The 24,898-nt window shown below is 61.9% G+C and carries 23 protein-coding genes; 17 read left to right on the top strand and 6 right to left on the bottom strand.

Going from position 1 to position 24,898, the window contains the following annotated elements; all coding sequences use genetic code 11:
* The first annotated feature begins 30 nt into the window (after nucleotides 1-30).
* Nucleotides 31-558 (top strand): cysteine hydrolase family protein, encoded by a 528-nt coding sequence (locus tag ACUTQY_RS09920; RefSeq protein ID WP_033642321.1) that lies wholly within the window; start codon nucleotides 31-33, stop codon nucleotides 556-558.
* A gap of 32 nt (nucleotides 559-590) precedes the next feature.
* On the opposite strand, the gene ACUTQY_RS09915 is transcribed toward ACUTQY_RS09920, so the two are convergent.
* Nucleotides 591-1,466 carry an NAD(P)-dependent oxidoreductase gene (locus ACUTQY_RS09915; RefSeq protein WP_046686639.1) on the bottom strand — a complete coding sequence of 292 codons (876 nt, stop codon included), beginning with the start codon at nucleotides 1,464-1,466 and terminating at the stop codon, nucleotides 591-593.
* A 290-nt stretch (nucleotides 1,467-1,756) separates the two neighbouring features.
* Here ACUTQY_RS09915 and trpS point away from each other — a divergent pair, with 290 nt between their 5' ends.
* From trpS to urtE, 15 genes are all read left to right on the top strand, one after another.
* Nucleotides 1,757-2,764, top strand: coding sequence for a tryptophan--tRNA ligase (trpS, locus tag ACUTQY_RS09910; RefSeq protein ID WP_046686640.1), 1,008 nt, complete (start codon nucleotides 1,757-1,759; stop codon nucleotides 2,762-2,764).
* A gap of 117 nt (nucleotides 2,765-2,881) precedes the next feature.
* Entirely contained in the window at nucleotides 2,882-3,715 is an 834-nt protein-coding gene (gene phnC, locus ACUTQY_RS09905; RefSeq protein ID WP_033642325.1) for a phosphonate ABC transporter ATP-binding protein, read from the top strand.
* Nucleotides 3,716-3,756: 41 nt separating this feature from the next.
* On the top strand, nucleotides 3,757-4,689 hold the full coding sequence (gene phnD / locus ACUTQY_RS09900) for a phosphonate ABC transporter substrate-binding protein (protein ID WP_019454696.1): 933 nt from the start codon (nucleotides 3,757-3,759) through the stop codon (nucleotides 4,687-4,689).
* Between the two features lie 78 nt (nucleotides 4,690-4,767).
* Nucleotides 4,768-5,631 carry a phosphonate ABC transporter, permease protein PhnE gene (gene phnE / locus ACUTQY_RS09895; RefSeq protein ID WP_046686641.1) on the top strand — a complete coding sequence of 288 codons (864 nt, stop codon included), beginning with the start codon at nucleotides 4,768-4,770 and terminating at the stop codon, nucleotides 5,629-5,631.
* On the top strand, nucleotides 5,628-6,527 hold the full coding sequence (phnE, locus tag ACUTQY_RS09890) for a phosphonate ABC transporter, permease protein PhnE (RefSeq protein ID WP_033642327.1): 900 nt from the start codon (nucleotides 5,628-5,630) through the stop codon (nucleotides 6,525-6,527). Before phnE (ACUTQY_RS09895) ends, phnE (ACUTQY_RS09890) begins: the two co-directional genes overlap by 4 nt.
* A 231-nt stretch (nucleotides 6,528-6,758) precedes the next feature.
* Complete coding sequence (locus ACUTQY_RS09885; protein WP_004939471.1) at nucleotides 6,759-7,223, top strand: YehS family protein; 465 nt, start codon at nucleotides 6,759-6,761, stop codon at nucleotides 7,221-7,223.
* A gap of 192 nt (nucleotides 7,224-7,415) precedes the next feature.
* Nucleotides 7,416-10,559, top strand: coding sequence for a right-handed parallel beta-helix repeat-containing protein (locus ACUTQY_RS09880; protein WP_046686642.1), 3,144 nt, complete (start codon nucleotides 7,416-7,418; stop codon nucleotides 10,557-10,559).
* Nucleotides 10,560-10,812: 253 nt separating this feature from the next.
* The gene (gene atzF, locus ACUTQY_RS09875) at nucleotides 10,813-12,642 is read left to right on the top strand and encodes an allophanate hydrolase (RefSeq protein ID WP_342188306.1); all 1,830 of its coding nucleotides are present in this window, start codon (nucleotides 10,813-10,815) and stop codon (nucleotides 12,640-12,642) included.
* 2 nt (nucleotides 12,643-12,644) lie between these two features.
* Nucleotides 12,645-16,265, top strand: a complete 3,621-nt coding sequence (gene uca, locus ACUTQY_RS09870) for an urea carboxylase (protein ID WP_046686644.1) — start codon at nucleotides 12,645-12,647, stop codon at nucleotides 16,263-16,265.
* Between the two features lie 14 nt (nucleotides 16,266-16,279).
* On the top strand, nucleotides 16,280-16,990 hold the full coding sequence (locus ACUTQY_RS09865) for a GntR family transcriptional regulator (RefSeq protein ID WP_046688442.1): 711 nt from the start codon (nucleotides 16,280-16,282) through the stop codon (nucleotides 16,988-16,990).
* A gap of 35 nt (nucleotides 16,991-17,025) precedes the next feature.
* Nucleotides 17,026-18,294 carry an urea ABC transporter substrate-binding protein gene (urtA, locus tag ACUTQY_RS09860; RefSeq protein ID WP_025302020.1) on the top strand — a complete coding sequence of 423 codons (1,269 nt, stop codon included), beginning with the start codon at nucleotides 17,026-17,028 and terminating at the stop codon, nucleotides 18,292-18,294.
* Nucleotides 18,295-18,350: 56 nt separating this feature from the next.
* Nucleotides 18,351-19,931, top strand: coding sequence for an urea ABC transporter permease subunit UrtB (urtB, locus tag ACUTQY_RS09855; RefSeq protein ID WP_046686645.1), 1,581 nt, complete (start codon nucleotides 18,351-18,353; stop codon nucleotides 19,929-19,931).
* Nucleotides 19,931-21,007: an urea ABC transporter permease subunit UrtC gene (gene urtC, locus ACUTQY_RS09850; RefSeq protein WP_033642333.1), complete on the top strand. Its 1,077-nt coding sequence runs from the start codon at nucleotides 19,931-19,933 to the stop codon at nucleotides 21,005-21,007. Before urtB ends, urtC begins: the two co-directional genes overlap by 1 nt.
* Nucleotides 21,004-21,810: an urea ABC transporter ATP-binding protein UrtD gene (urtD, locus tag ACUTQY_RS09845; protein ID WP_015377102.1), complete on the top strand. Its 807-nt coding sequence runs from the start codon at nucleotides 21,004-21,006 to the stop codon at nucleotides 21,808-21,810. Before urtC ends, urtD begins: the two co-directional genes overlap by 4 nt.
* Nucleotides 21,811-21,822: 12 nt before the next feature.
* Complete coding sequence (gene urtE, locus ACUTQY_RS09840; RefSeq protein WP_046686646.1) at nucleotides 21,823-22,521, top strand: urea ABC transporter ATP-binding subunit UrtE; 699 nt, start codon at nucleotides 21,823-21,825, stop codon at nucleotides 22,519-22,521.
* 7 nt (nucleotides 22,522-22,528) lie between these two features.
* Here urtE and ACUTQY_RS09835 read toward each other — a convergent pair whose 3' ends face one another.
* Together ACUTQY_RS09835 and ACUTQY_RS09830 are read right to left on the bottom strand one after the other, a co-directional pair.
* Nucleotides 22,529-22,828 carry a type II toxin-antitoxin system RelE/ParE family toxin gene (locus ACUTQY_RS09835; protein WP_042783942.1) on the bottom strand — a complete coding sequence of 100 codons (300 nt, stop codon included), beginning with the start codon at nucleotides 22,826-22,828 and terminating at the stop codon, nucleotides 22,529-22,531.
* Nucleotides 22,813-23,076, bottom strand: coding sequence for a type II toxin-antitoxin system ParD family antitoxin (locus ACUTQY_RS09830; RefSeq protein ID WP_004939442.1), 264 nt, complete (start codon nucleotides 23,074-23,076; stop codon nucleotides 22,813-22,815). The genes ACUTQY_RS09835 and ACUTQY_RS09830 overlap by 16 nt, the downstream gene beginning before the upstream one ends.
* 134 nt (nucleotides 23,077-23,210) lie before the next feature.
* Between ACUTQY_RS09830 and ACUTQY_RS09825 the strand changes: the two genes are divergently transcribed.
* A complete protein-coding gene (locus tag ACUTQY_RS09825) occupies nucleotides 23,211-23,723 on the top strand; it encodes a DUF2165 family protein (protein WP_046686647.1) in 513 nt (170 codons plus the stop codon).
* Nucleotides 23,724-23,745: 22 nt separating this feature from the next.
* Here ACUTQY_RS09825 and ACUTQY_RS09820 read toward each other — a convergent pair whose 3' ends face one another.
* Genes ACUTQY_RS09820 through ACUTQY_RS09810 form a run of 3 tightly spaced genes read right to left on the bottom strand, consistent with a single transcriptional unit; the run spans nucleotide 23,746 to nucleotide 24,850 of the window.
* Nucleotides 23,746-24,258 (bottom strand): GNAT family N-acetyltransferase, encoded by a 513-nt coding sequence (locus tag ACUTQY_RS09820; protein WP_033642337.1) that lies wholly within the window; start codon nucleotides 24,256-24,258, stop codon nucleotides 23,746-23,748.
* Nucleotides 24,259-24,282: 24 nt separating this feature from the next.
* Complete coding sequence (locus ACUTQY_RS09815; protein ID WP_080273376.1) at nucleotides 24,283-24,630, bottom strand: type II toxin-antitoxin system RelE/ParE family toxin; 348 nt, start codon at nucleotides 24,628-24,630, stop codon at nucleotides 24,283-24,285.
* Nucleotides 24,590-24,850: a type II toxin-antitoxin system Phd/YefM family antitoxin gene (locus tag ACUTQY_RS09810; RefSeq protein WP_016928576.1), complete on the bottom strand. Its 261-nt coding sequence runs from the start codon at nucleotides 24,848-24,850 to the stop codon at nucleotides 24,590-24,592. The genes ACUTQY_RS09815 and ACUTQY_RS09810 overlap by 41 nt, the downstream gene beginning before the upstream one ends.
* Between the last annotated feature and the right edge of the window lie 48 nt (nucleotides 24,851-24,898).

The following is a 24,898-nucleotide window of genomic DNA, read 5'->3' as shown; positions in this document are numbered from 1 at the left end:
ACTTGTCTTGTCTTCTCTTCGGGAGCCGCCATGACCAGCGCGCTGTTGATTATCGATGTGCAGGAAGGGTTGTTTACGCCGCCGCCGGCGGATGCCGCGGGCACCGTTGCGCGCATCAACCAACTGAGCGAGCGCGCCCGCCAGGCGGGTGTGCCGGTGATCGTGATTCAGCACCATACGCCGGACGACGAACTGCCGCACGGCAGCGCCGCCTGGCAAGTGCTCGCGGCGCTGAAGGTGGCGCCGGGCGACCATCGGGTGGATAAAACCACGCCGGACTCGTTCCTGCGCACTTCGCTCGGCGCGTTACTGATCGCCAACGGCGTATCGCAGTTGGTGGTTTGCGGCTACTCCACGCCGTTTTGCATCGATACCACGGTGCGCAGCGCGGCGGCGCACGGTTATCCGGTGACGTTGGCGGCGGATGCGCATACCTGCCACGACAAATCCTATGCCGATGGTTTGCTGATCCGTACCCACCATAACGAGACGTTGTCGAATATCGACAGCTTCGGCGTGCCGATCCGCGCCGTGCCCGCGGCGGACATCGTGTTCTGAGTACGGAAAACGGGGGCCAACGCCCCCGTTCGTTATTTCAGGCCCGCTCGTCGCGCCGCTACCTTGGCCAGCGCCGCCCAGTCCAGATCCGCATCCCCCTGCGCCATCGCGTCGAGGAAATTGTCTTTCAGCACCCCGGCGAACGGCATCGGCGTATGGCTGTCGGCGCCGGCGGCCAGCGCCAGCCCGACGTCCTTCAGCCCCAGCGCCAAGCGGAATCTGGCGGGTGAATACTTCTCGGCGGCGATCAGCGCGCCATAGCCCTGATAGGCCGGGGCGGCGAAGACGGTACCGCTCAGCATCTGCAGGTAGTCGGCGCCGGAAACGCCGTAGTTGCGCACCAGCGCGCTGCCTTCCGCCATCGCTTCAATGGCGCTGGCCAGGGTAAAGTTGGTGGCGATTTTGACCACGTTGGCCTGCGCCGGATCGGCGCCGAAGTGCCAGGTTTTCTGGCCGAGGGCATCGAACAGCGGCTGCGCTTGCTTCAGTAGCTCGCTATCGCCGGCCGCCAGAATATTCAGCTTGCCGGCGGCGGCCACGTCGACCCGTCCCAGCACCGGCGCGGCGAGATAGCCGATGCCGTGTTCCGCATGCAGCGCCGTCAAACGCTGGGCGAGTTCGACCGAGATGGTTGCCATGTTGATATGCAGCGCGCCCGGTTTCATCCGTTGCAGCAACCCGCTGTCAACCACCACCTGTTGCGTGGCGGCATCGTCGGCCAGCATGGTGATCAGCACGTCGGCATCGGCCAGCTGCTCCGGCCGTTCGGCCTGCTGCGCGCCGGCACTCACCAGCGGCTGCGCCGCCTGCGGCGAACGGTTCCATACCGTCAACGCAAATCCCGCCTTCACCAGGTTAGCCGCCATGGCGCTGCCCATCCCACCCAGTCCGGCAAATCCGATCTTCATCATGCGCTCCTTTTTCAGGTTGAAGGTTTTACCCTAGCGCGCCAGGCCAGGAACGCAAATGCCGGAGTGTAACGCCGTCTTACGCGCCGGCGGCGGGCTATTGACGCGCTGCCGCTGCGGGTATACCTTGATGGCATGAATATATCGATGCACTCCACCCACAATCAGTCATGGTGGCGCCTCTTCTGAGGCGGCACGAGTATTCACATCTCTTTTTAATGCCGCCGGTTTGGCGGCATTATTTTTTGTGGCGTTGATCCGGCGGTCTACAGACCTTCAGGAGCACTGTCATGAGCTACACCATTCTTACCGGCGATCGCGCCACCGGCCCACTGCATTTAGGCCACTTCGTCGGCTCGCTGCGCCAGCGCGTCGAACTGCAGCACCAGCATAACCAAACGGTGATGGTGGCGGATCTGCAGGGCCTGACCGACAACGGCAACAACCCGCAAAAAATCAGCGCCAACGTGCTCAACGTCGTGGCCGACTATCTGGCGGTGGGCATCGATCCGCATAAGACCACGATCTGCCTGCAGTCGGCGCTGCCGGCGTTGGCCGAGCTGACGATGTACTACCTCAACCTGGTCAGCGTGGCGCGGCTGGAGCGCAACCCGACGGTGAAAAACGAAATCGCCGAGAAGGATTTCGCCCGCAGCCTGCCGGCCGGTTTTTTGATTTATCCGGTCAGCCAGGCGGCGGACATCACCGCCTTTGGCGCCACCCACGTGCCGGTCGGCGAGGATCAGCTGCCGATGCTGGAGCAAACCAATGAGATCGTGCGGCGTTTCAACCACATCGTCGGCCAACCGATATTAACGGAGTGCCAGCCGCTGTTGAGCAACGTCGGGCGTCTGCCGGGGCTGGACGGGCAGGGCAAGATGTCGAAATCGCGCGGCAACGCCATCCAGCTTGGCGCCGGCGCCGACGAGGTGCATAAGGCGGTGATGAGTATGTTCACCGACCCCGGCCATCTCAACGTCAGCGATCCCGGCCGGGTGGAGGGCAACATGGTGTTCACCTACCTGGACGCCTTCTGCGAAGACGCCGCGCTGGTGGCGGATCTGAAGGCGCACTATCGGCGCGGCGGGTTGGGGGACGTGAAAATCAAACGGCTGCTGGAGGATTGCCTGCAGAGCCTGCTTGAGCCGATCCGCACCCGCCGCGCCGAATTCATCGCCGATAAAGGCGAGCTGACGCGCATCCTGCAGCACGGTACCCGCCGCGCGCATCAGGTCAGCCAACAGACGCTGCAACAGGTCAAGACGGCGCTGGGGCTGGACTTCTTCACCCTGGCGTGAGGCGAACGCCGGGGCGGCACGCGTCACGCCCCGGCCATAAAACGATCATCCCACTGTCATAAACTTATCCGTTAATAGGTGCCCATAATGATTAGCCACTGAAACCAGAGAAATCATATGGCTCAGGCACTGTTAAAATTGGCACAGCACGACTTTCCAGGGCAGCACGCCGCCGCATCCCGCAAAGTGTTATCGGTAAAGGGGCTCGGCAAGGCCTACAAAGCGCAGCAGCGCGTGCTGGATGACATCAATTTCGATCTGCACGCCGGCGAATTCGTGGCGGTGATCGGCCGTTCCGGCGCGGGCAAGTCCACGCTGCTGCACACCCTGAACGGCACCATTCCTTCCAGCTGCGGCGAGATGCTGCACTTCGAAGACGATGGTGCGGCGCAGGATATCGCCCAGCTGGCCGGCCGCCAGATGCGCCAGTGGCGCGCGCGCTGCGGCATGATCTTCCAGGACTTCTGCCTGGTGCCGCGGCTGGACGTGATGACCAACGTGCTGCTGGGCCGTCTGAGCCATACGTCCACTCTGAAATCCTTCTTCAAACTGTTCGATGACGCCGACCGCGCTCGCGCCATCGAGCTGTTGCAGTGGCTCAACATGCTGCCGCACGCGCTGCAGCGCGCCGAGCACCTCTCCGGCGGCCAAATGCAGCGCGTCGCCATCTGCCGCGCGCTGATGCAAAACCCGCAAATCCTGCTGGCCGATGAGCCGGTCGCGTCGCTCGATCCGAAAAACACCCGCCGCATCATGGACGCGCTGCAGAAAATCAGCGAAGACGGCATCGCGGTGATGGTGAACCTGCACTCGGTCGAACTGGTGAAAGAGTATTGCTCGCGGGTGATCGGCATCGCCCACGGGAAGATCGTGTTTGACGGGCATCCTTCGCAACTGAACGAACGGATCCTGCACCAGCTGTATGGCGAAGAAGCCAATCAGATCCATTGAAGCACTTTTGACCTTTACCCTTTACACACAAGGCACACCTAATGAAAAAAGTATTGAGTCTGACCACCCTGATGGCCGGCGCGATGATGGTATTTAATGCTGCCGCAGCGGATGCGCCGAAAGAGCTGAACCTGGGCATTCTCGGCGGCCAGAACGCCACCCAGCAGATCGGCGATAACCAGTGCGTGAAGCAGTTTCTGGATAAAGAGCTGAACGTCGATACCAAGCTGCGCAACTCGTCCGACTATTCCGGCGTGATCCAGGGCCTGCTGGGCGGCAAGATTGACCTGGTGCTGAGCATGTCGCCGTCGTCGTTCGCTTCGGTCTACATCAAGGATCCGAAAGCGGTGGACATCGTCGGCATCGCGGTCGACGACGTCGACCAGTCGCGCGGCTACCACTCGGTGGTGGTGGTGAAGGCCGGCAGCCCGTACCAGAAACTGGAAGACCTGAAAGGCAAGGCCATCGGCTTCGCCGATCCGGATTCCACCTCCGGCTTCCTGATCCCGAACCAGGCGTTTAAAAAGCTGTTCGGCGGCACGGTCGACAACAAATACAACAACACCTTCTCCAGCGTCACCTTCTCCGGCGGCCACGAGCAGGACATTCTCGGCGTGTTGAACGGCCAGTTCGAAGGCGCGGTGACCTGGGCGTCGATGATCGGCGACTACAACACCGGCTACACCAGCGGCGCGTTCACCCGCATGATCCGCATGGATCACCCTGACCTGATGAAACAGATCCGCATCATCTGGCAGTCGCCGCTGATCCCGAACGGCCCGATCCTGGTGAGCAACTCGCTGCCGGCCGACTTCAAGGCCAAAGTGGTCACCGCGATCAAGAAGCTGGATAAAGACGATCACCAGTGCTTTATCAAAGCGATGGGCGGCAAACAGCACATCGGCGACACCACCCTGGCGGAATACCAGAACATCATCGATATGAAGCGCGAGCTGACTAAAGGCGACCGTTAATTCCCGGCTGCCTCGGCCGTCCGAATGAAGGGGTTCAGCGTGCTGAACCCCTTGTTCCATAAAGATGGAAGACCTCTTTTGAATACCGATTTCGCACACTATTACCAACGGATCCGCAGCAAGCAAAAGCGCGAAGCGCTGCTGTGGTCGCTCGGACTGGTGGTGCTGTACCTGGGCGCCGGCAACCTCGCCGAGTTCAACCTGCACACCGTCTGGGTGTCTATTCCGCACTTCTTCGACTACCTGGCCGAAACCATTCCGACGCTGCATTGGCATTTACTGTTCGCCGACGGGCGCACCGAGGGCTCGCTGGCCTACTGGGGTTACCGCCTGAATATCCAGCTGCCGCTGATCTGGGAGACCCTGCAGCTGGCGCTGGCGGCGACCATTTTCTCGGTGCTGGTGGCGACCGTGCTGGCGTTTCTGGCGGCCAGCAACACCTATACCCCGGTCTCGGTGCGGCTGGCGATCCGCACGCTGGTGGCGTTTTTGCGCACCATGCCGGAGCTGGCGTGGGCGGTGATGTTCGTGATGGCGTTCGGCATCGGCGCCATTCCCGGCTTCCTGGCGCTGGCGCTGCACACCATCGGCAGCCTGACCAAGCTGTTCTACGAATCGATCGAAACCGCCTCCAACAAACCGGTGCGCGGGCTGGCGGCCTGCGGCGCCACGCCGCTGCAGCGCATGCGCTTCGGCCTGTGGCCGCAGGTGAAGCCGGTGTTTCTCTCCTACAGCTTCATGCGGCTGGAGATCAACTTCCGTCAGTCGACCATTTTGGGGCTGGTGGGGGCGGGCGGCATCGGCCAGGAGCTGATGACCAACATTAAACTCGACCGTTACGATCAGGTCAGCATGACGCTGCTGCTGATCATCGTGGTGGTTTCCGTGCTCGACTACGTGTCGGGCGAGCTGCGCAAGCGCGTGGTGGAGGGGGCAAAATGACAGCGGGCACTCCGGCATCGGCGGAAACGCTGCGCCAGTTGAAACAGCAGCATCCGGCGATCTTCGCGCAGCAGGGGCGCTACCTGCGCACCGTCGGCCTGATCGCCTTGGCGATCGTGCTGTACTACGTGTTCTTCTTCCTGGTCTTCGGCATTAGCTGGCCGCAGTTTATCAACGGCTGCCAGCAGCTGGGGCGCTATTTCCTGCGCATGTTCGTCTGGCATGACTTCGCCAACTGGCCGTTCATGTACTACTTCCAGCAGATCGGCATCACCATCGCCATCGTGTTCGCCGGCACCATCACCGCGTCGCTGATCGCGCTGCCGCTGTCGTTCTTCGCCGCGCGCAACGTGATGTCGACGCCGCTGCTGCGGCCAATTTCGGTGCTGGTGCGCCGCTTACTGGACGTGCTGCGCGGCATCGACATGGCGATCTGGGGGCTGATCTTCGTGCGCGCCGTCGGCATGGGGCCGCTCGCCGGGGTGTTGGCTATCGTGATGCAGGACGTCGGGCTGCTGGGTAAACTGTACGCCGAAGGCCATGAGGCGGTGGACAAGTCCCCCAGCCGCGGCCTGACGGCGGTGGGCGCCAACGGGTTGCAGAAGCACCGTTACGGCATTTTCACCCAGTCGTTCCCCACCTTCCTGGCGCTCAGCCTGTACCAGATCGAGTCCAACACCCGCTCAGCGGCGGTGCTGGGCTTCGTCGGTGCCGGCGGCATCGGCCTGGTGTATGCGGAGAATATGCGGCTGTGGAACTGGGACGTAGTGATGTTCATCACCCTGATCCTGGTGGTGGTGGTGATGATCATGGACAAGGTCTCGTCGATGCTGCGCAACAAGTACATCATCGGCGAAGATATCCCGCTGTATCAGCAAAAAAGCCAAATCGATTGAGAAACCCCTTGCCGATCCCTATACTGCCGCACATTCAAGGTGTGCGGCCATACCCGTCATACTTGGAGCTGCCTCTTTGTTGGCTGCATTTGCGCGCCCCGGTCACATAGTTAACTATGCTCCGGGGGCTTACAAATTTGCCGCCGCGATGCAACTCCAATTATTTTGGGTATGGGGCATTTTTTTACAATGCGCACGTCCCCGTTAGACAAGTAAAGGCAATGCAATCCCATGATGAACAACGACGTGCTGCGCAGCGTGCGCTATATGCTGAGCATTAACAACGCCAAAATGGTCGAGATTATCAAACTGGACGATTTCGAGGTGGCGGTGTCGGCGATGGACGCTTACGTGATCAAAGAAGGCGAGCCGGGCTACGAGAAGTGCCCTGACGAAGTGATGGCGCACTTCCTCAACGGCCTGGTGTTCTTCAAGCGCGGCAAGGACGACAAGTTCCCGGCGCCGGCGGTTGAACTGCCGATCACCAATAACCTGGTGCTGAAAAAGCTGCGCGTGGCGTTCGAGCTGAAAGACACCGACATGCACCAGATTTTCACCGCGGTGGACTTCCGCATCTCCAAGCCGGAGCTGAGCGCGCTGTTCCGCAAAGAGGGCACCAAGAATTACCGCCCGTGCGGCGATCAGATGCTGCGCTACTTCCTCAAAGGGTTGGCGCAGCGCGTTCGCGGCGAGTAACGCGCAGCGTTCACCGAACATCAGGCGCAATCGCAAGGTTGCGCCTTTTTTTTTGTCTCCTCCCTCCTACCTTTGTTGTACTGGCCCTCAGCCACCCGCCATCGATGGAGGGCGTGCCGCCCATCCGGTTACTTTTTTAGGGTTCGTTCAATTCAATGTCGATTGAAACGTAAAATCCAGAGGAGTAATTCAATGGCTCAAATGTCAAAAGAAGATCCGCAGCTCAACGCAAAAAATGTCGCCGCTCAGGTCAATGACGGCGGCGAATTCGCTGAGTATACCCCTGAGCAGTTCGGCGCCGTAGGCGATGGCCTGGCTGACGATCGAGACGCTGTTAGCGCCATGTTCGCTAAAGTGGCGATTGACGCCGCTAACTCGATGAAAAAACGCCAGGTCAGAATGGCGAATGTCTATCGGTTGACGTTGGGTTCGGCTTGGCAGTCTCTACAGATCCCCAGCAACTGCCATATTTATGGCGGTGGTGAAATTCACCTGGATGACGATACGCCTCAAATCAACATTTTTAATACCGTGGAACAGTCGAATTTCATCGTGGAAGATCTGAGGATCACGAGAAAGGTGACTCAGAAAGATGCAGATCCTATTTGGTGGTATGCCACTCGCGCGTGTACCGGCATGGCTTTCACCCGTTGTGAAAACTTCACCGTGAGAAATTGCGTCATCAGCATGCATACCGATGCTTTGGGCCTTTCTGACTGTACGTCAGTTACCCTTGAGAACAATTTACTTAAAGATCTGGGTGAAGAACCTATCGCCGTTCGTGGCGGACGCCATATTACAATCCAGAATAACGAACTGACGAATCACCAAGGTGACGGGATCTTGCTGAAAACGGGCGTGAACCGAAATGCTTATGACATCTTGATTGTGAACAATCATATTCATGATGGACATAAACCCGCTAAACCTGCTGGGGCCGGGCATACGCAAAGAGGGGGCGGGGTGACATTGAATAATGAAGTGACCGGTACGCCTCATTCATTCACTAACCTGACCGTTGCCAATAACCATATTGTTAATACCAGCTATGGCATCTCGCTGGGTGGAATCAGTGACATTAATATCTCTAATAACTACATCAAAACGATCGAAAGGTTCGGCATTCAGATCGACTATTCCTTAGTGAATAACCCCACCAAAATCCCTACGAATAGTTCACGAATTATCGGGAATCACGTTGAAGATACCGTTGAGAATGGCATCGACTATCACGGCAATAACGATATTTCTGTCGCTGAGTCCGTTATCGCAGATAATTTTTTAAATTTCTGCGGCACCTCCAATTCCTCGGCCTTCAATGGCATTGCCGCAACGGAGGCGACCCTCTCAGGCAATATTATCAATAATTGCAAGGTTGCCCTGTTCACCAATAGCTGCGTGATGACCGGCAACAAGATAACCAACTCCGGATGGACCAGCAGCCAGGTATGGATCAAGCTGTACGGCGACCGTACGGTGTTTTCCGGCAATCGGGTCACGGACTCTGGGTTTGGTTATATCCGTTTCTTGAATGGGAAAAACGCCATTATTGAAGGGAATGTGATTAAACTTGCTTCTCCCGCTCGGGCGCTGGAGTTAGGCGGGGCATTTGACGAAACGACTCTCATTGGCAAGAACGTCTGGGATTGCGCTTTTAAACCGATTCTCTCTACGCTTGCAGGGGTAACGGGCAATCAACTCATTCAGTATTCCTTCCCGAATGAAGGCGTGCCCCACATTACCCCTCAGATGTTCGGCGCGAAGGGCGATTGGAATGATACAGCTGGCGTTGGTACGGATGATACGCAGGCGTTTAAACAGGCTATCGCTTATGCGATTAGCCAAGGCTGCAAGAAGCTCTATGTTCCTGCCGGCAACTATTACATTACAGATACCTTAAATTTAGGGGGAGAAAACTACACCGGAGATAAAGGCATTGCGATAGAGGGTGAAAATTGGATTAGTACGAAATTCTTCTTTAAGCCGACGTCTAATGATCATGCGTGTTTTGAGTCGAAAGGCGGTTCCGGGATCCATACCAACAGATATATCAGCGATGTGACGATTACGCCGGCCAAGGGCGCGTTATATACGGGCACCGGCTATCGGATCAATGGTTCCTGTTTCATGCGGCATGAAAGATTGCTGATTATGAAGTTTTTTGTGAACTTACATCTGTTGAACGGCTATGCCGGTGCGTTTACCGAGTTCGTCAGTTTTCACTCTTGCCGGTTCCACCGTGGCTTGTCGAACATCTTGATGGAAAGCAATGGCGGGGATAGCTCCTTCCACGGCGTGGGGTTCCATGAAATTCAATGTCAGATCAAGGTCTCCGGCAATCCGGGCGATGGTGGCACAAATACGGATGCCGGCGTGGGGCTGGAGTTGAGAGGAAACGCCAACAGCGTAACGTGGTACAACGGTTTCTGCTATATCCACCTGTTCGGCGGCGTCGGCGCTACGGCGATCAAACTCACCCGAACCAACACCGATAACATCCTGGGGCAGTTTACTTGCGAAGGTGAAACTATTCTTCAGAGTGATGGAAGCACCTTTGAATGTCGGGGCGGTTTCTATAACGTGGGTAATACCACTTACAATGTGGCTGCAGAACCGGTAAACGGCATCGCGGCGGCATTTGTGTTTGATAACATGCTGAGCAATACGACAAGATTCGCCAACGCGGCAATCGCCGATATGGCTCCTAGGCAACTTCCGTGGTCCTTGGCGGACAGGGCCAGCCATGGCGCTTATCCGGCCATTTTCCATGGTATCAAGGACGGCTCCGATAACCTGTTCTATGCCGCCAAAGGAGGGAGTACCAGCTACCATTACTTTGGCGGCATTTCTCCAGGCAATAACCTTCAGGGGTTTGAACCGGGCGTCAGGTTGGCTCAGGACGGGGCTTCTTTAATTAGTTTTTCACCTAAGTTTACGCTTGGCGCTAATAACAATACGACCAGCAGCGGCGTATCCATCTCCCCGGCGGATTTTTCGCCGCAGAAGGATATCGCGACCGCCTTAGGACAACCCTCATTTAAATGGAGCGGGTTGTACACCAAGCAGTTAACGGTTGCGGATAATGGCATCTATCCGGCCGGTAACGGCGCTTATCCTATTGGTGGGCCGAATAACCAATTCTCCTCCGGCCACATAAAAGTGTTGAATATTTATGATTCAGCGAACGTGAACGGAGATCCTGTAGGTGTCAGAGTTGCTGTCCCCGCTTCGGCCGTTGCGCCCGGTAAAATAGGCCAATGGTCGGCAGACTCCACGTTCTTTTATGTTTGCACGGCGGCCAATACCTGGAGAAGGGTAGCGCTCACCACATGGTAGGTACTGAGCTTGCGGCTGACGGCTGACCTATCCCCATCGGCCTGCGGGGCGGCGAGTGTCGTCGCCCCGGTTTTTCCTCTGCGTCATCCCGCCATTGCACTCTTTTTGTTCTCCCGCTGCGCGCCGCTGGTGCAGCCTGTTTGCCGCTGCTGTCATAAGTTTTAATTATAATTTATTGAAATCATGAGATTAAAAATTGGCACGCCGGTTGCTCTGTTGAATCCCATCTTGTGTACCAGATGGAATTCAGTCGATGAGCGAACCTGTTGTAGCGTGCGGTTTTACCCTCAGTGAATGGCAACACCATTACCAAACCCGCCCGGCGGGCGAACGCCTTGCCTGCGTCAGTGCGACGATCGAAACGCTGGTCGCCGGGCTGAACCCAGACGATAACGCCTGGCTGTATCTCGCCACGCCGGCGCAGCGCGAGCAGCAGTACCGGCAGCTGGCACAGAGGCTCGAGGCGGTCGCCGGCGATCTCAGCCGCCTGCCGCTGTTCGGCGTGCCCTTCGCCATCAAAGACAATATCGACGTTGGCGGCTGGCCGACCAGCGCCGCCTGCCCGGCGTTCACCTATCAGGCCGCGGCGGACGCCACCGTGGTCGCCCACCTGCGCGCCGCCGGGGCGATTGCCCTTGGTAAAACCAACCTCGACCAGTTCGCTACCGGGTTGGTAGGCACTCGCTCACCGTATGGCGCAGTGGTCAACAGCTTCGACAGCCGCTACGTCAGCGGCGGTTCCAGCTCCGGCTCCGCCTCGGTGGTGGCGCGCGGCCTGGTGCCGTTCGCGCTCGGCACCGACACCGCCGGTTCGGGGCGCGTGCCCGCCGGGTTCAACAACATCGTCGGGCTGAAGCCGACCAAGGGGCGGTTGTCCAACCGCGGCGTGGTGCCGGCCTGCCGGTTGAACGATACGGTGTCGGTCTTCGCGCTGACGGTGGCCGATGCCGCGCTGGTGGCGGAACTGGCGAGCGGCTTTGACGCGGCAGACCCGTATTCCCGCCCCGATCCGCATACCGCGCCGGCGGATATCCCCGCCGCGCCGCGTTTCGCCGTTCCCGCCCAGCTGGAGTTTTTCGGCGATGTTCAGGCCGAGCGGGCGTTTCACCGAGCGCTGGCGCAGCTGCAGGCGGGCGGCGCCACGCTGGAACCCCTCGATTTCGCGCCGTTTCGCACTCTGGCGGAACAGCTGTATTACGGCCCCTGGGTGGCGGAGCGCACGGTGGCCATTGAGCAGGTGCTGGAAGCGAGCCCGCAGGCCATCGATCCGGTGGTGCGCGGCATCGTCGGCAACGGCCTCGGCTACAGCGCCTGCGACGCCTACAAGGCGGAATACCTGCGCGCCGAGCTGGCGCGGCAAATCGCCCAGCGGCTGGCGCCGTTCGACGCGCTGGTGGTGCCGACCGCGCCCACTATCCGCACCCTGGCGGAGATGGCGCAGGAGCCGGTGCTGTTCAATTCGCAATTCGGCACTTACACCAATTTCACCAACCTGGCCGATCTGAGCGCGCTGGCGCTGCCGGGGCCGCTGCGCGAAGACGGTCTGCCGGCGGGCATCACCCTGATTGCGCCCGCCTGGCATGACCGGGCGCTGGCGGCGTTTGGCGTGCGCTGGCAACGGCAAAGCGCCTTGCCGCTCGGCGCTATCGGTCGGGCATTGCCGCCGCAGCCCATGCCGGCCCCGTCTTTGGGACACGTGCGTCTGGCGGTAGTGGGCGCTCACCTCAGTGGCATGCCGCTCAACGTCCAGCTGACGCAGCGCGACGCGGTGCAGGTGGAGCAAACCGCTACCGCCCCCTGCTATCGCCTGTATGCGCTGGCCGATACCGAGCCGCCGAAGCCGGGGCTGGCGCGCGCGGCGCAGGGGGCGGCGATCCGCGTTGAGCTGTGGGACATTCCGCTGGCCCGTTTCGGCGAGTTTGTGGCGGAAATCCCGGCGCCATTGGGCATCGGCACGCTGCTGCTGGCGGACGGCCGGCGGGTGAAGGGGTTTATCTGCGAAGCCTGGGCGCTGGAAGACGCGACGGATATCACTGAGTTTGGCGGCTGGCGCGACTATCTCGCCAGCGTTAAGGGGGCATGAACATGTTTACTACCGTACTGATCGCTAACCGCGGCGAAATCGCCTGCCGCGCCATTCGCACCCTGAAACGCCTGGGCGTAACCAGCGTGGCGGTCTATTCCGACGCCGACCGCAATGCGCCGCACGTCGCCGAGGCCGACAGGGCGGTGGCGCTCGGCGGCGACAAGGCCGCCGACAGCTACCTGCGCATCGACAAGATCCTCGCGGCGGCAGCGGCCACCGGCGCGCAGGCGATCTACCCCGGCTACGGCTTTTTGTCCGAGAGCGCCGAGTTTGCCGACGCCTGCGAAGCGGCGGGCATCGCCTTTATCGGCCCGACGGCGGCGCAGATGCGCGAGTTCGGCCTCAAGCACCGGGCGCGCGAGCTGGCGGCGTTGGCCGGGGTGCCGATGACGCCGGGCACCGGCTTGCTGGAGAGCGTTGAGCAGGCGGTCGCCGCCGCCGCGCGCATCGGCTACCCGGTGATGCTGAAAAGCACCGCCGGCGGCGGCGGCATCGGCCTGACGCGCTGTGACGACGAGGCGGCGCTGCGCGACGCGTACGACAGCGTCAAACGGCTGGGAGAGCAGTTCTTCCGCGACGCCGGCGCCTTTATCGAACGCTTCGTCGATCGGGCGCGCCACGTCGAGGTGCAGATTTTCGGCGACGGCCAGGGGCGGGTGGCGGCGCTCGGCGAACGCGACTGCTCGCTGCAGCGGCGCAACCAAAAGGTGGTGGAGGAAACCCCGGCGCCGCACCTGCCGGCGGCGACCCGCCAGGCGCTGCATCGGGCGGCGGTGGCGCTGGGCGAGTCGGTGAATTACCGCAGCGCCGGCACCGTGGAATTCATTTATGACGCCGCGCGCGACGAGTTTTACTTCCTGGAAGTGAACACCCGCTTACAGGTCGAGCACCCGATCACCGAAATGGTCACCGGCCTGGATCTGATCGAAGGCATGCTGCAGGTGGCGGCGGGCGACGCGCTGGATTGGGCGGCGCTGCAACGCACGCCGCAGGGTGTGGCGATCGAAGTGCGCCTCTACGCCGAAGATCCGCTGAAAAACTTCCAGCCCAGCCCCGGTGTGCTGACCGAGGTGCATTTCCCCACCGACGTGCGCCTCGACGGTTGGGTGGCGACCGGCAGCGAAGTCTCGGCGTTTTACGACCCGATGATCGCCAAGCTGATCGTGCACGGCGCGGATCGGGCGCAGGCGCTGGAAAAACTGCGCGTGGCGCTGGCGGCGACCCGTTTGCACGGCATCGCCACCAACCTCGATTATCTGCGGCAGGTGATCGCCACGCCGCAATTTCAGCGCGGCGACGTTTGGACGCGTCTGCTGGACGATGTGCGTTTCCAGCCGCACTGCCTCGAAGTGCTGCAACCCGGTACCTACAGCAGCGTGCAGGATTATCCCGGCCGCCTCGGCTATTGGGACATCGGCGTGCCGCCGTCCGGCCCGATGGACGACTTCGCGTTCCGGCTGGCCAACCGCATCGTCGGCAACCACCCGGCGGCCGCCGGGCTCGAGTTTACCCTGCAGGGGCCGACGTTGCGCTTTCACTGCGACGCCACCATCGCGCTGACGGGTGCCAGCTGCCCGGCCGATTTGGACGGCGAAGCGGTCGCTTACTGGCGGCCGATCGCGGTGCGGGCCGGGCAGGTGCTGACGCTGGGGCGCGCCACGCACGGCTGCCGCACCTATCTGGCGGTACGCAACGGCTTTGACGTGCCGGTGTATCTCGGCAGCCGCTCCACCTTCGCGCTGGGCCAGTTCGGCGGCCACGCCGGGCGCACCTTGCGCGTGGCGGACATGTTGGCGATCGCCCAACCGGCGCTGGCGGCCAGCACCACGCCGGCGCCGATCGCCGCGCCGCAGGCGATGGACGACAGCCTGATCCCGCACTACGGCGACCAGTGGCACATCGGCGTGCTGTACGGGCCGCACGGCGCGCCGGACTTTTTCACTGCCGAATCAATAGAGGCCTTTTTCGCCACCGACTGGCAGGTGCATTACAACTCCAACCGCCTCGGGGTGCGCCTGTCGGGGCCGAAGCCCGAGTGGGCGCGGGAGGACGGCGGCGAAGCCGGTTTGCATCCTTCCAACGTGCACGACTGCGAGTACGCCATCGGCGCCATCAACTTCACCGGCGATTTCCCGGTGATCCTGACCCGCGACGGGCCCAGCCTCGGCGGCTTCGTCTGCCCGGTGACCATCGCCAAGGCCGAGCTGTGGAAAGTGGGGCAGGTGAAGCCGGGCGACCGCATCCGGTTCCATCCGATCGGCTTTCGCCAGGCGCAGTCGCTGGAACAGGCGCAGCTTGGCAGCATCGAAGCGCTGGCGGCGGTGAAGGCCATCACCCTGCCGCCGCCGGATCTGGCCCCGGCGGAGACCGTTTCCGCCGCGGTGCTGGCGGCGCTGCCGGCGGCGGAAGGGCGCCCGGCGGTGGCGTATCGCCAGGCGGGGGACGGTTACATTCTGATGGAGTACGGCGACAACGTGCTCGATCTGGCGCTGCGGCTGCGCATCCATCTGCTGATGCAGTCGCTGCGAGAGGAGGCGATACCGGGCGTGGCAGAGCTGGCGCCGGGCGTGCGTTCGCTGCAGATCCGCTACGACAGCCGGCAGATTAGCCAGGCCGACCTGCTGCAGCGCCTGCTGGCGCGCGAACGGGCGCTGGGGGACGTCAGCCGCCTGAAGGTGCCGACGCGCACCGTGTGGCTGCCGATGGCGTTTGAGGATTCGGCCACGCTGGGGGCGGTGGATCGCTATCAACAGACGGTGCGCGCCTCGGCACCCTGGCTGCCGAACAACGTCGATTTCATTCAGCGCATCAATGGCCTGAGCCGACGCGAGCAGGTGCGCGACATTCTGTTCGACGCCAGCTACCTGATCCTCGGGCTGGGCGACGTTTACCTCGGCGCGCCCTGCGCGGTGCCGCTCGATCCGCGCCATCGCCTGCTGAGCTCCAAATACAATCCGGCGCGCACCCACACCGCCGAAGGGACGGTCGGCATCGGCGGCATGTACATGTGCATCTACGGCATGGACTCGCCGGGCGGTTACCAGCTGGTGGGACGCACGCTGCCGATCTGGAACAAGTTTCTCAAAAACCCGCAGTTCACCGCCGGTGAGCCCTGGCTGCTGCGCTTCTTCGATCAGGTGCGCTTCTACCCGGTCAGCGAGCAAGAGCTGGACGAGCAGCGCGAAGCGTTCCGTGAAGGGCGCATGCAGGTGCGCATCGAAGAGAGCGAGTTCGACTTCGCCGCCTACACCCGTTTCCTGGCCGACAACGCCGAGGCGATCGCCGACTTCCAGCATCGCCAGCAGCAGGCGTTCAGCGCCGAAGTGGCGCGCTGGCGCAGCGATGACGACGAGGCCGAGGCGCAGCTGTTGCCGCCGGAGGAAGAAGACGCCATCGACGGCGATTTGGTCAGCGCCGATCTGAACGGCAGCGTGTGGAAGATCCTGGTGGAACCGGGGCAGGCGGTGGCGGCCGGGCAGCCGCTGATCGTGGTCGAGGCGATGAAAATGGAGCTGGCGGTCACCGCGCCGCGCGCCGGGATCGTTAAACGCATCAGCTGCCGGCAGGGGCGGCCGGTCGGGCCGGGCGACGCCCTGCTGTGGCTGGAAAAGGCGGTCTGAACGGAGGAGCGATGATGCAAATCACCAACGGAGAGCACAAGGCGCGCCCGGAGGGGCTGGCGGAGCGCATTTATCTGCAGCTCAAGGCCGACATCTTCGAGTTTCGCCTGCTGCCGGGCGATCGCTTCAGCGAAAGCGACGTGGCGCAGCGCATGGCGGCCAGCCGCACGCCGGTGCGTCAGGCGCTGTTTCGGCTGGAGCGCGAAGGCTATGTCGAGGTGCTGTTTCGCAGCGGTTGGCAGGTGCGGCCGTTCGACTTCGCCTACTTCGAAGAGCTGTACGACCTGCGCATCGTGCTGGAGCAAGAGGCGGTGAAACGGCTGTGCGAACGCCCGGCCGGGGAAACGCCGGACGCGCTGGCGGCGCTGAGCCGTTTTTGGACCGAAGCGCCGCGTCTGGCGGACGGCAAGGCGGTGTCGCAGCACGATGAGCAGTTTCATCAGGCGTTGGTGGCCGCGGCGGGCAACGGCGAAATGGTGCGTATTCACCGCGAACTGACCGAAAAGATCCGCATCATTCGCCGGCTGGATTTCACCCAGCAGGCGCGGGTGGACGCCACCTACCGCGAGCACGCCGCCATTTTGCAGGCGATCCTGCAGCGGCAAAGCGGGGAGGCGCAAACGCTGCTCGGCGAGCACATCGCCGTCAGCAAGGCAGAAGTGCGAAAAATAACGCTGCACATGTTGCACCAGGCGCGGGCTCAGCAGCCTGCGCGCTCGGCGTAACGATTTTGATTTCATACACATCAGGAGTTTGAACTATGCAACGTCGTCGTTTTATCAAAGCTTTTGCGCTGTCCGCCGCCGCTGTCGGCCTGGGCCTGGCCTGGAGCGCGCAGGCCGCCGACACCATCAAGGTCGGCATTCTGAGTTCGCTCTCCGGCACCATGGCGATTTCCGAGACGCCGCTGAAGGATGTGGCGCTGATGACCATCGACGAGATCAACGCCAAAGGTGGGGTGCTCGGCAAAAAGCTGGAGCCGGTGGTGGTGGATCCGGCCTCCAACTGGCCGCTGTTCGCCGAAAAGGCGCGCCAGCTGCTGAGCCAGGACAAGGTGGCGGCGGTGTTCGGCTGCTGGACTTCGGTGTCGCGCAAGTCGGTGCTGCCGGTGTTTGAGGAGCTGAACGGCCTGCTGTTCTATCCGGTGCAATACGAAGGCGAAGAGATGTCGCCGAACGTGTTCTACACCGGCGCGGCGCCGAACCAGCAGGCGATCCCGGCGGTGGAATACCTGCTGAGCGAGGACGGCGGCGGCGCCAAGCGCTTCTTCCTGTTGGGCACCGATTACGTCTATCCGCGCACCACCAACAAGATCCTGCGCGCCTTCCTGCACAGCAAAGGCGTGCAGGACAAGGATATCGAAGAGGTCTATACGCCGTTCGGCTACAGCGATTACCAGACCATCGTCGCCAACATCAAGAAGTTCGCCGCCGGCGGCAACACCGCGGTGATCTCCACCATCAACGGCGATTCCAACGTGCCGTTCTACAAAGAACTCGCCAACCAGGGCGTCAAGGCCACCGACGTGCCGGTGATCGCCTTCTCGGTCGGCGAGGAAGAGCTGCGCGGCATCGACACCAAGCCGCTGGTGGGCAACCTGGCGGCCTGGAACTACTTCGAATCGCTGGATAACCCGACCAACAAACAGTTTGTCAGCCAGTGGAAAGCCTACGCCAAGGCGCACAATCTGCCGAATTACGCCACTGCGGTCACCAACGATCCGATGGAGGCCACCTACGTCGGCCTCCACATGTGGGCGCAGGCAGTGGAAAAGGCCGGCACCACCGACGTCGATAAGGTGCGCGCGGCGATGGCCGGGCAAACCTTCGCCGCGCCGTCGGGCTTCACGCTGACTATGGACAAGACCAATCACCACCTGCACAAGCCGGTGATGATCGGCGAGATCGAGGGCAACGGCCAGTTCAACGTGGTGTGGCAGACCGAAGCGCCGGTGCGCGCGCAGCCGTGGAGTCCCTATATCGCCGGCAACGACAAAAAACCGGATTACCCGGTGAAAGGCGGCAAGTAACGTCACTCAGCGCCGGCGCGGCTCGACGCGCGCCGGCCCAACAGAAGAGGCAGCTGATGCAATCTCCGTTTTTATCCTCTCTGCGCGCCGGGCTGTGGCTGTTGTGCGCCTGGCCCCTGCTGGCGCAGGCCGGGCCGGCCGATGAGTTCGCGGCGGCCACTCGCGCGCAGCAGGCTAAACTGCTGCAGGCGTGGGCGGCCGAGCCGGACGCCGCGCGCCTGCCGTTGCTGCAGGGGCTGCAGCAGGAAACCGTGGTGATCGACGGGGCGAAACGCGCCTTTATCCGCCAGGGCGACCGCTATCTGCCGCTTGAAGGTGAGGCGGCCCCGGTTGGCGAGCCGAAGAAAGTGTGGCTGAACAACCGGCTGCGCATTCTGATCGCCAACGCGTTGTCGACGCAGCGGTTGGTCAGCGCGGACGCGGCGGTGCGGCTGCAGGCGGCGACCGCGCTGCAGCGCGAGGCGCAGGGCGAGCAGTTGCCGCTGTTGACCCGGCGGCTGGCGCAGGAGAAAGACCCGCAGGTACGCGACGCGCTGAGCATTGCGCTGGCGAACCTGCAATTGGCCGACGCCAGCCCGCAGGTGCGCTTCAATGCGGTGCGGCTGCTGGGGGAATCGGGCGAGCCGGAAACCCGCGCGCGGCTGCAAGCCTTGACCGATGCGGCCAATGAGCCGGACGCCGCGGTGCGCGCCGAGGCGCAGCGCAGCCTGCAGCGCGTGCAGCACCGCCTGATGATCGGCGATCTGCTCGGCCAGGCGTTCAGCGGCCTGTCGCTCGGTTCGATCCTGCTGCTGGCGGCGCTCGGCCTGGCGATCACCTACGGCCTGCTCGGCGTCATCAATATGGCGCACGGCGAAATGCTGATGCTCGGCGCCTATTCCGCCTATCTGGTGCAGGGGCTGTTTCAGCAGTTGGCGCCGCAGTGGCTGGCGCTCTACCCGCTGGCGGCGCTGCCGGTGGCGTTCGCCATCACCGCCGGGATCGGTATGCTGCTGGAGCGCACGGTGATCCGCCACCTGTACGGCCGGCCGCTGGAAACCCTGCTGGCCACCTGGGGCATCAGCCTGGTGCTGATCCAACTGGTGCGGGTGCTGTTCGGCGCGCAGAACGTCGAGGTCGCCAACCCGGCGTGGCTGTCGGGCGGCGTGCAGCTGTTGCCGAACCTGGTGTTGCCGTGGAACCGCATCGCGGTGATCGCGTTCGTGCTGCTGGTGCTGGCGTTGACCTGGCTGCTGCTGAACAAAACCCGGCTCGGCATGAACGTGCGCGCGGTGACGCAAAACCGCGCGATGGCGGCCTGCTGCGGCGTGCCCACCGGGCGGGTGGACATGCTGGCCTTCGGGTTGGGATCCGGCATCGCCGGGCTCGGCGGGGTGGCGCTGTCGCAGTTGGGCAACGTCGGGCCGGAGCTGGGGCAAGGTTACATCATCGATTCGTTCCTGGTGGTGGTGCTCGGCGGCGTCGGCCAACTGGCGGGGACGGTGGCGGCGGCCTTCGGCCTCGGCATCGTCAACAAGATCCTCGAGCCGCAGATCGGCGCCGTGTTGGGCAAGATCCTGATCCTGGTGCTGATCGTTCTGTTTATTCAAAAGCGTCCGCAGGGGCTATTCGCCCTTAAGGGCAGGGTGATTGACTGATGAGCCAACCATTGACCGTAACCGGCGTGCAGAAAGCGCCCCGGCTGGCGTTGAGCATCGGCGGGCTGGCGTTGCTGGCGCTGCTGGTCATGCCGTTCATGACGTTGTTGCCGGCGGGTCATCCGCTGGCGGTGTCCACCTATACCCTGACGCTGGCGGGCAAGATCCTGTGCTACGCGGTGGTGGCGGTGGCGCTCGATCTGGTGTGGGGCTATGCCGGGCTGCTGTCGCTCGGCCACGGGCTGTTCTTCGCGCTCGGCGGCTACGCCATGGGCATGTACCTGATGCGGCAGGCGGCGGGCGACGGGCTGCCGGCGTTTATGGCGTTCCTCTCCTGGAACGAGCTGCCGTGGTTCTGGAGCGGCACCCAGCATTTCGCCTGGGCGCTGTGCCTGATCGTGCTGGTGCCGGGCCTGTTGGCTTTCCTGTTCGGCTACTTCGCCTTTCGCTCGAAAATCAAAGGGGTGTACTTCTCGATCATGACCCAGGCGCTGACCTATGCCGGCATGCTGCTGTTCTTTCGCAACGAGACCGGTTTCGGCGGCAATAACGGCTTTACCGGTTTCACCACGCTGCTCGGCTTTCCCATCACCGCCGCCGGCACGCGGGTGGCGCTGTTCCTGGCGACGGTGCTGCTGCTGGCCGCCAGCCTGGCCATCGGCTTTGCGCTGGCGCGCAGCAAGTTCGGCCGGGTACTGACCGCGGTGCGCGATGCGGAAAACCGCCTGACCTTCTGCGGCTACGATCCGAAGGGCTTCAAGCTGTTCGTCTGGACGCTGTCGGCGGTGCTGTGCGGGCTGGCCGGCGCGCTCTATGTGCCGCAGGTCGGCATCATCAACCCCGGCGAAATGTCGCCGACCAACTCGATCGAGGCCGCCATTTGGGTCGCCCTCGGCGGGCGCGGCACCCTGGTGGGGCCGCTGCTCGGCGCCGGCATCGTCAACGGCGCCAAGAGCTGGTTCACCATGGCCATTCCCGAATACTGGCAGTTTTTCCTCGGCCTGATGTTTATCGTCGTCACGTTGTTTCTGCCCAAAGGGGTGATTGGCCTGCTGCGTCGGAGGAAATCCTCATGAAGGCGATGCAAGTGACCGACGAACTGTTTACCCATCCGCTGCCGGCGGACAAATACCGGCAGCAAACCGATCCGGTGCTGCAGCTCGATAACGTCAACGTCAGCTTCGACGGTTTTCGCGCGCTGACCGATCTGTCGCTGCGCATTGGCGTCGGCGAACTGCGCTGCGTGATCGGCCCCAACGGCGCCGGCAAGACCACGCTGATGGATGTGATCACCGGCAAAACCCGGCCGGACAGCGGCAGGGTGTTTTACGACCAGACCGTCGATCTGACCCGGCTGGCGCCGATGCAGATCGCCCATGCCGGCATCGGCCGCAAGTTTCAAAAACCGACGGTGTTCGAGGCGCTGACGGTGTTCGAAAATCTGGAGATCGCCCAGAAAACCCGCAAGTCGGTATGGGCCTGCCTGCGCGCCCGTTTAAGCAGCGAACAGCGAGACCGCATCGACGAGATGCTGAAGACCCTGCGGCTGGGGCACGAGCGCCACCGGCCCGCCGGGCTGCTGTCCCACGGGCAGAAACAGTTTCTCGAGATCGGCATGCTGCTGGTGCAGGAACCGCACCTGCTGTTGCTCGACGAGCCGGCGGCCGGCATGACCGACGCTGAAACCGACTACACCGCCGAACTGTTCCGCGAGCTGGCGGGCAAGCATTCGCTGATGGTGGTGGAGCACGACATGGGGTTTGTGGAAACCATTGCCGATCGCGTGACGGTGCTGCATCAGGGACAGGTGCTGGCGGAAGGATCGCTGGCGCAGGTGCAGGCCGATGAACGGGTGATTGAGGTATATCTGGGGCGCTGAGGAGGCGTAATCATGCTGCAGGTAGAGGAATTGAATCAGTATTACGGCGGCAGCCACATTCTGCGCGGCCTGTCGTTCGAGGCGCGCATCGGCGAGGTGACCTGCCTGCTGGGGCGCAATGGCGTGGGCAAGACCACGCTGCTGAAATGCCTGATGGGGCTGATCCCGGCGCGCAGCGGCAGCGTCCGTTGGCGGGGCGAAACCATCACCGGTAAAAAGCCGCATCAGCGGGTGCAGGCGGGCATCGCCTATGTGCCGCAGGGGCGGGAGATTTTTCCGCGCCTGACGGTGGAGGAAAATCTGCTGATGGGGCTGGCGCGTTTTTCCGGCGCCGACGCGCGCGCGGTGCCGGATCCGATCTATGAACTGTTTCCGGTGCTGCGGCAAATGAAGGATCGGCGCGGCGGCGATCTTTCCGGCGGGCAGCAACAGCAGCTGGCGATCGGCCGGGCGCTGGCCTGCCGGCCGCAGCTGTTGATCCTCGACGAACCGACGGAAGGGATCCAACCTTCGGTGATCAAGGAGATCGGCGCGGTGATCAAACAGCTGGCGGCGCGGGGCGATATGGCGATCCTGCTGGTGGAGCAGTTCTATGACTTCGCCGCCGACCTGGCGGACAGCTATCTGGTGATGTCGCGCGGCAGCATCGTGCAGCGCGGCGCCGGCAGCGCTATGGAACAGGACGGCGTCCGCGCGTTGGTGGCGATTTAACGTTGGGTCAGCTGAAAAAGGATTGGCTGAGCGGATCGCGGGAATGATGCAGCACTCTGATGATATTCACCTCCCGCCTGTGCTGTCGAAAATAAATCAGGTGGTTGGCGACGGGCAATACCCATAGACCGGGGCCGATTGCATCGATGTTTTTGCCGAGTTGGTGGTGGCTAAGGTTATCGAAAGCCTGATGCAGGCGGCGCAGATAATCTTCGGCCACCTGCAAGCCAAAGTGCGCCAACCCGTAAAAATAGATCTCTTCCATATCGTCCAACGCTTTTGGACGAACGGTTACTCTCCTGCGCATCCTTTTGCTTTGCTCCGTATTCTTTCCATGAACACATCACGATCCCATTCGACGGCTTCGCCGCTGTTCTCTCCTTCGGCGATCAAGCGCCTAAGCTCTTCCAGTTTTGAGGCGGCGGTACGTTCGCGCAAAGTGCGCACGGATTCGCGGATGACTTCGCTGGGCGTTCGGTAATCGCCGCTGGCCACCAGGTCTTCGACGAAGCTACGCAGTTCGTCACCCAGATCTACCGTTAGTGTTCTGCCCATTGTTCCTCCTCACTTTCGGCTATGCTGCGTCATTGTAAGATTAGTTCTTACATTGTGCACGTCAAACTATCAGGATCTCAATAGCTGTCCCGTCATGAGGACGGGAGCCACCCGTTTATTCATTAAGGATAACCATGAACGAAATCACTGTGTCACGCTTCGGTTGCATCGTCCTGTCCCTGTTTCCGGCCCTGTGGGGGCTGTTTAGCCTGTTGAACAATACGGCGGATTTCGCCGGCACCGCGCGCAATGCGGTGGGGCCGCTGCTCGCCATGCAGGATACTTATCAAACGCCGGGGCTGATGTGGCGCGCGATCAGCGCCGACTGGGCCTGCATGTTGGGGTTGGCGGTCATCACCGCGCTGGAAACGCTGGCCGGCCTATTCGCGACGGCGGGCGTGGCGCTGATGATCGGGCGATTGAAAGGCTCTTACGCCGCTTTCGCCAAGGGCAAAGCCTGGGCGATGCTGGGGGCGCTTTGCGCGATAACGGTGTGGGGCGTCGGCTTTATGGTGGTCGCCGGCGACTGGTTTATGGCCTGGCAGGCCAAGAAGGATCCGCTGGCGGTGCAGCTGGGGGCGCTGATCTACCTGGCGCCCAATGCGTTTGCCTTGCTGTTCCTGATGCTGCAGCGGGAGCCGCGCTAAACGACGGCGGAGCGGGGCGCGGTTACAGCGCCTTGCTCATATACCAAATGCCTATCGAGCCCTGGGCGCTGGTGTAGCAGGTCTCGCCACAAATGCTCAATCCTTGACGCTGATAAAAACGTTGGGCGCGGGTGTTGCGTTGCAGCACTTCCAGCCACAGCGTTTTTTGCCGACGGTCGATAGCCCGCTGCTGCACCTGTTCGTACAGGCGCTGGCCATAGCCGTTGCCGGCATGGCCCGGCAGAAAATAGATTTTCTGCAGCTCTGCGCCGATGTGCTCGGTTGGTGCCAGCAGGCTGTCGAAGTTCACCCGCGCATAGCCGACGAGGGCGTCATCCTCATGGGCCAACAGCCAGCACACGTCGGGATCGCGCAGCGTCCGTTCCAGCGCGGAGACGGAAAAATCCTCCGCCAGAAAGGCCTCCAGCTCGTGCGGGTAGCGCCACAGCTCACCGAAGTGGGCGCGGTAGGTGCGGATGCCGATATCGCGCACTTGCGTTAAATCTTCCAGCAATGCCTGACGAACGGTGAACATCAGTGCCCCTTTGAGTAAGAAAAATTACAGCCGTTGTTCCAGATGGCGGTGAGGCACCATCGCCTGATGCAGAATGGCGAGAACGGTGATGCCGGCAGGGCGGTTGCGGTAGTAGATCCTATGGCTGGCGTAAGGAAAACTGCGTATCTCTTCGCCCAGATCGTGGAAGTGAGCTTTACCCGCTTCCGGCATATCTGCCAAATGATGCATGACCTCTCTCAACTGCTCAAGATAGCGGCGAGATTGCGCTTGGCCCCAGTGCTCGATGGTGAAATGACGAATAGCCAGCAGATCTTGTTGGGCCTGCGGGGTGAGGCGAAACGCGGGTATCTCAGTCTGTTTCATCGGTGAGCAGACGGTTGAAGAAGGCATCGCCGTCTACCGCCTTACCGGCGTCTTCCTCGGCGGTAGCCTGCGCGATTTTTTGCTGCAGTGCACTTAATTTGAGATCTTCCAGCGCCTGGTAATCTTCTACAGACATGACGACGGCGACCGGTTTGCCGTTGCGATTGATTTGCACCGGTTCACGCTGCGCCTTGAGCAGCAAATCGCCGAATTGGGTTTTGGCCTCGTTCGCGGTGAGTGCGTACATTTAATCGCTCCAGTTAATTAAATCGTTCGATTTAACCATTATACGGCG

Source organism: Serratia sp. TSA_130.1 (assembly GCF_052691795.1).
This window is presented reverse-complemented; position numbering and strand designations above follow the sequence as displayed.

What these genes read in the sequence shown, in the direction of transcription:
- ACUTQY_RS09920 (WP_033642321.1), top strand. Translation starts at nt 31, where the DNA reads ATGACCAGCGCGCTGTTGATTATCGATGTGCAGGAAGGGTTGTTTACG.
- ACUTQY_RS09915 (WP_046686639.1), bottom strand. Translation starts at nt 1,466, where the DNA reads ATGAAGATCGGATTTGCCGGACTGGGTGGGATGGGCAGCGCCATGGCG.
- trpS (WP_046686640.1), top strand. Translation starts at nt 1,757, where the DNA reads ATGAGCTACACCATTCTTACCGGCGATCGCGCCACCGGCCCACTGCAT.
- phnC (WP_033642325.1), top strand. Translation starts at nt 2,882, where the DNA reads ATGGCTCAGGCACTGTTAAAATTGGCACAGCACGACTTTCCAGGGCAG.
- phnD (WP_019454696.1), top strand. Translation starts at nt 3,757, where the DNA reads ATGAAAAAAGTATTGAGTCTGACCACCCTGATGGCCGGCGCGATGATG.
- phnE (WP_033642327.1), top strand. Translation starts at nt 5,628, where the DNA reads ATGACAGCGGGCACTCCGGCATCGGCGGAAACGCTGCGCCAGTTGAAA.
- ACUTQY_RS09885 (WP_004939471.1), top strand. Translation starts at nt 6,759, where the DNA reads ATGATGAACAACGACGTGCTGCGCAGCGTGCGCTATATGCTGAGCATT.
- ACUTQY_RS09880 (WP_046686642.1), top strand. Translation starts at nt 7,416, where the DNA reads ATGGCTCAAATGTCAAAAGAAGATCCGCAGCTCAACGCAAAAAATGTC.
- atzF (WP_342188306.1), top strand. Translation starts at nt 10,813, where the DNA reads ATGAGCGAACCTGTTGTAGCGTGCGGTTTTACCCTCAGTGAATGGCAA.
- uca (WP_046686644.1), top strand. Translation starts at nt 12,645, where the DNA reads ATGTTTACTACCGTACTGATCGCTAACCGCGGCGAAATCGCCTGCCGC.
- ACUTQY_RS09865 (WP_046688442.1), top strand. Translation starts at nt 16,280, where the DNA reads ATGCAAATCACCAACGGAGAGCACAAGGCGCGCCCGGAGGGGCTGGCG.
- urtA (WP_025302020.1), top strand. Translation starts at nt 17,026, where the DNA reads ATGCAACGTCGTCGTTTTATCAAAGCTTTTGCGCTGTCCGCCGCCGCT.
- urtB (WP_046686645.1), top strand. Translation starts at nt 18,351, where the DNA reads ATGCAATCTCCGTTTTTATCCTCTCTGCGCGCCGGGCTGTGGCTGTTG.
- urtC (WP_033642333.1), top strand. Translation starts at nt 19,931, where the DNA reads ATGAGCCAACCATTGACCGTAACCGGCGTGCAGAAAGCGCCCCGGCTG.
- urtD (WP_015377102.1), top strand. Translation starts at nt 21,004, where the DNA reads ATGAAGGCGATGCAAGTGACCGACGAACTGTTTACCCATCCGCTGCCG.
- urtE (WP_046686646.1), top strand. Translation starts at nt 21,823, where the DNA reads ATGCTGCAGGTAGAGGAATTGAATCAGTATTACGGCGGCAGCCACATT.
- ACUTQY_RS09835 (WP_042783942.1), bottom strand. Translation starts at nt 22,828, where the DNA reads ATGCGCAGGAGAGTAACCGTTCGTCCAAAAGCGTTGGACGATATGGAA.
- ACUTQY_RS09830 (WP_004939442.1), bottom strand. Translation starts at nt 23,076, where the DNA reads ATGGGCAGAACACTAACGGTAGATCTGGGTGACGAACTGCGTAGCTTC.
- ACUTQY_RS09825 (WP_046686647.1), top strand. Translation starts at nt 23,211, where the DNA reads ATGAACGAAATCACTGTGTCACGCTTCGGTTGCATCGTCCTGTCCCTG.
- ACUTQY_RS09820 (WP_033642337.1), bottom strand. Translation starts at nt 24,258, where the DNA reads ATGTTCACCGTTCGTCAGGCATTGCTGGAAGATTTAACGCAAGTGCGC.
- ACUTQY_RS09815 (WP_080273376.1), bottom strand. Translation starts at nt 24,630, where the DNA reads ATGCCTTCTTCAACCGTCTGCTCACCGATGAAACAGACTGAGATACCC.
- ACUTQY_RS09810 (WP_016928576.1), bottom strand. Translation starts at nt 24,850, where the DNA reads ATGTACGCACTCACCGCGAACGAGGCCAAAACCCAATTCGGCGATTTG.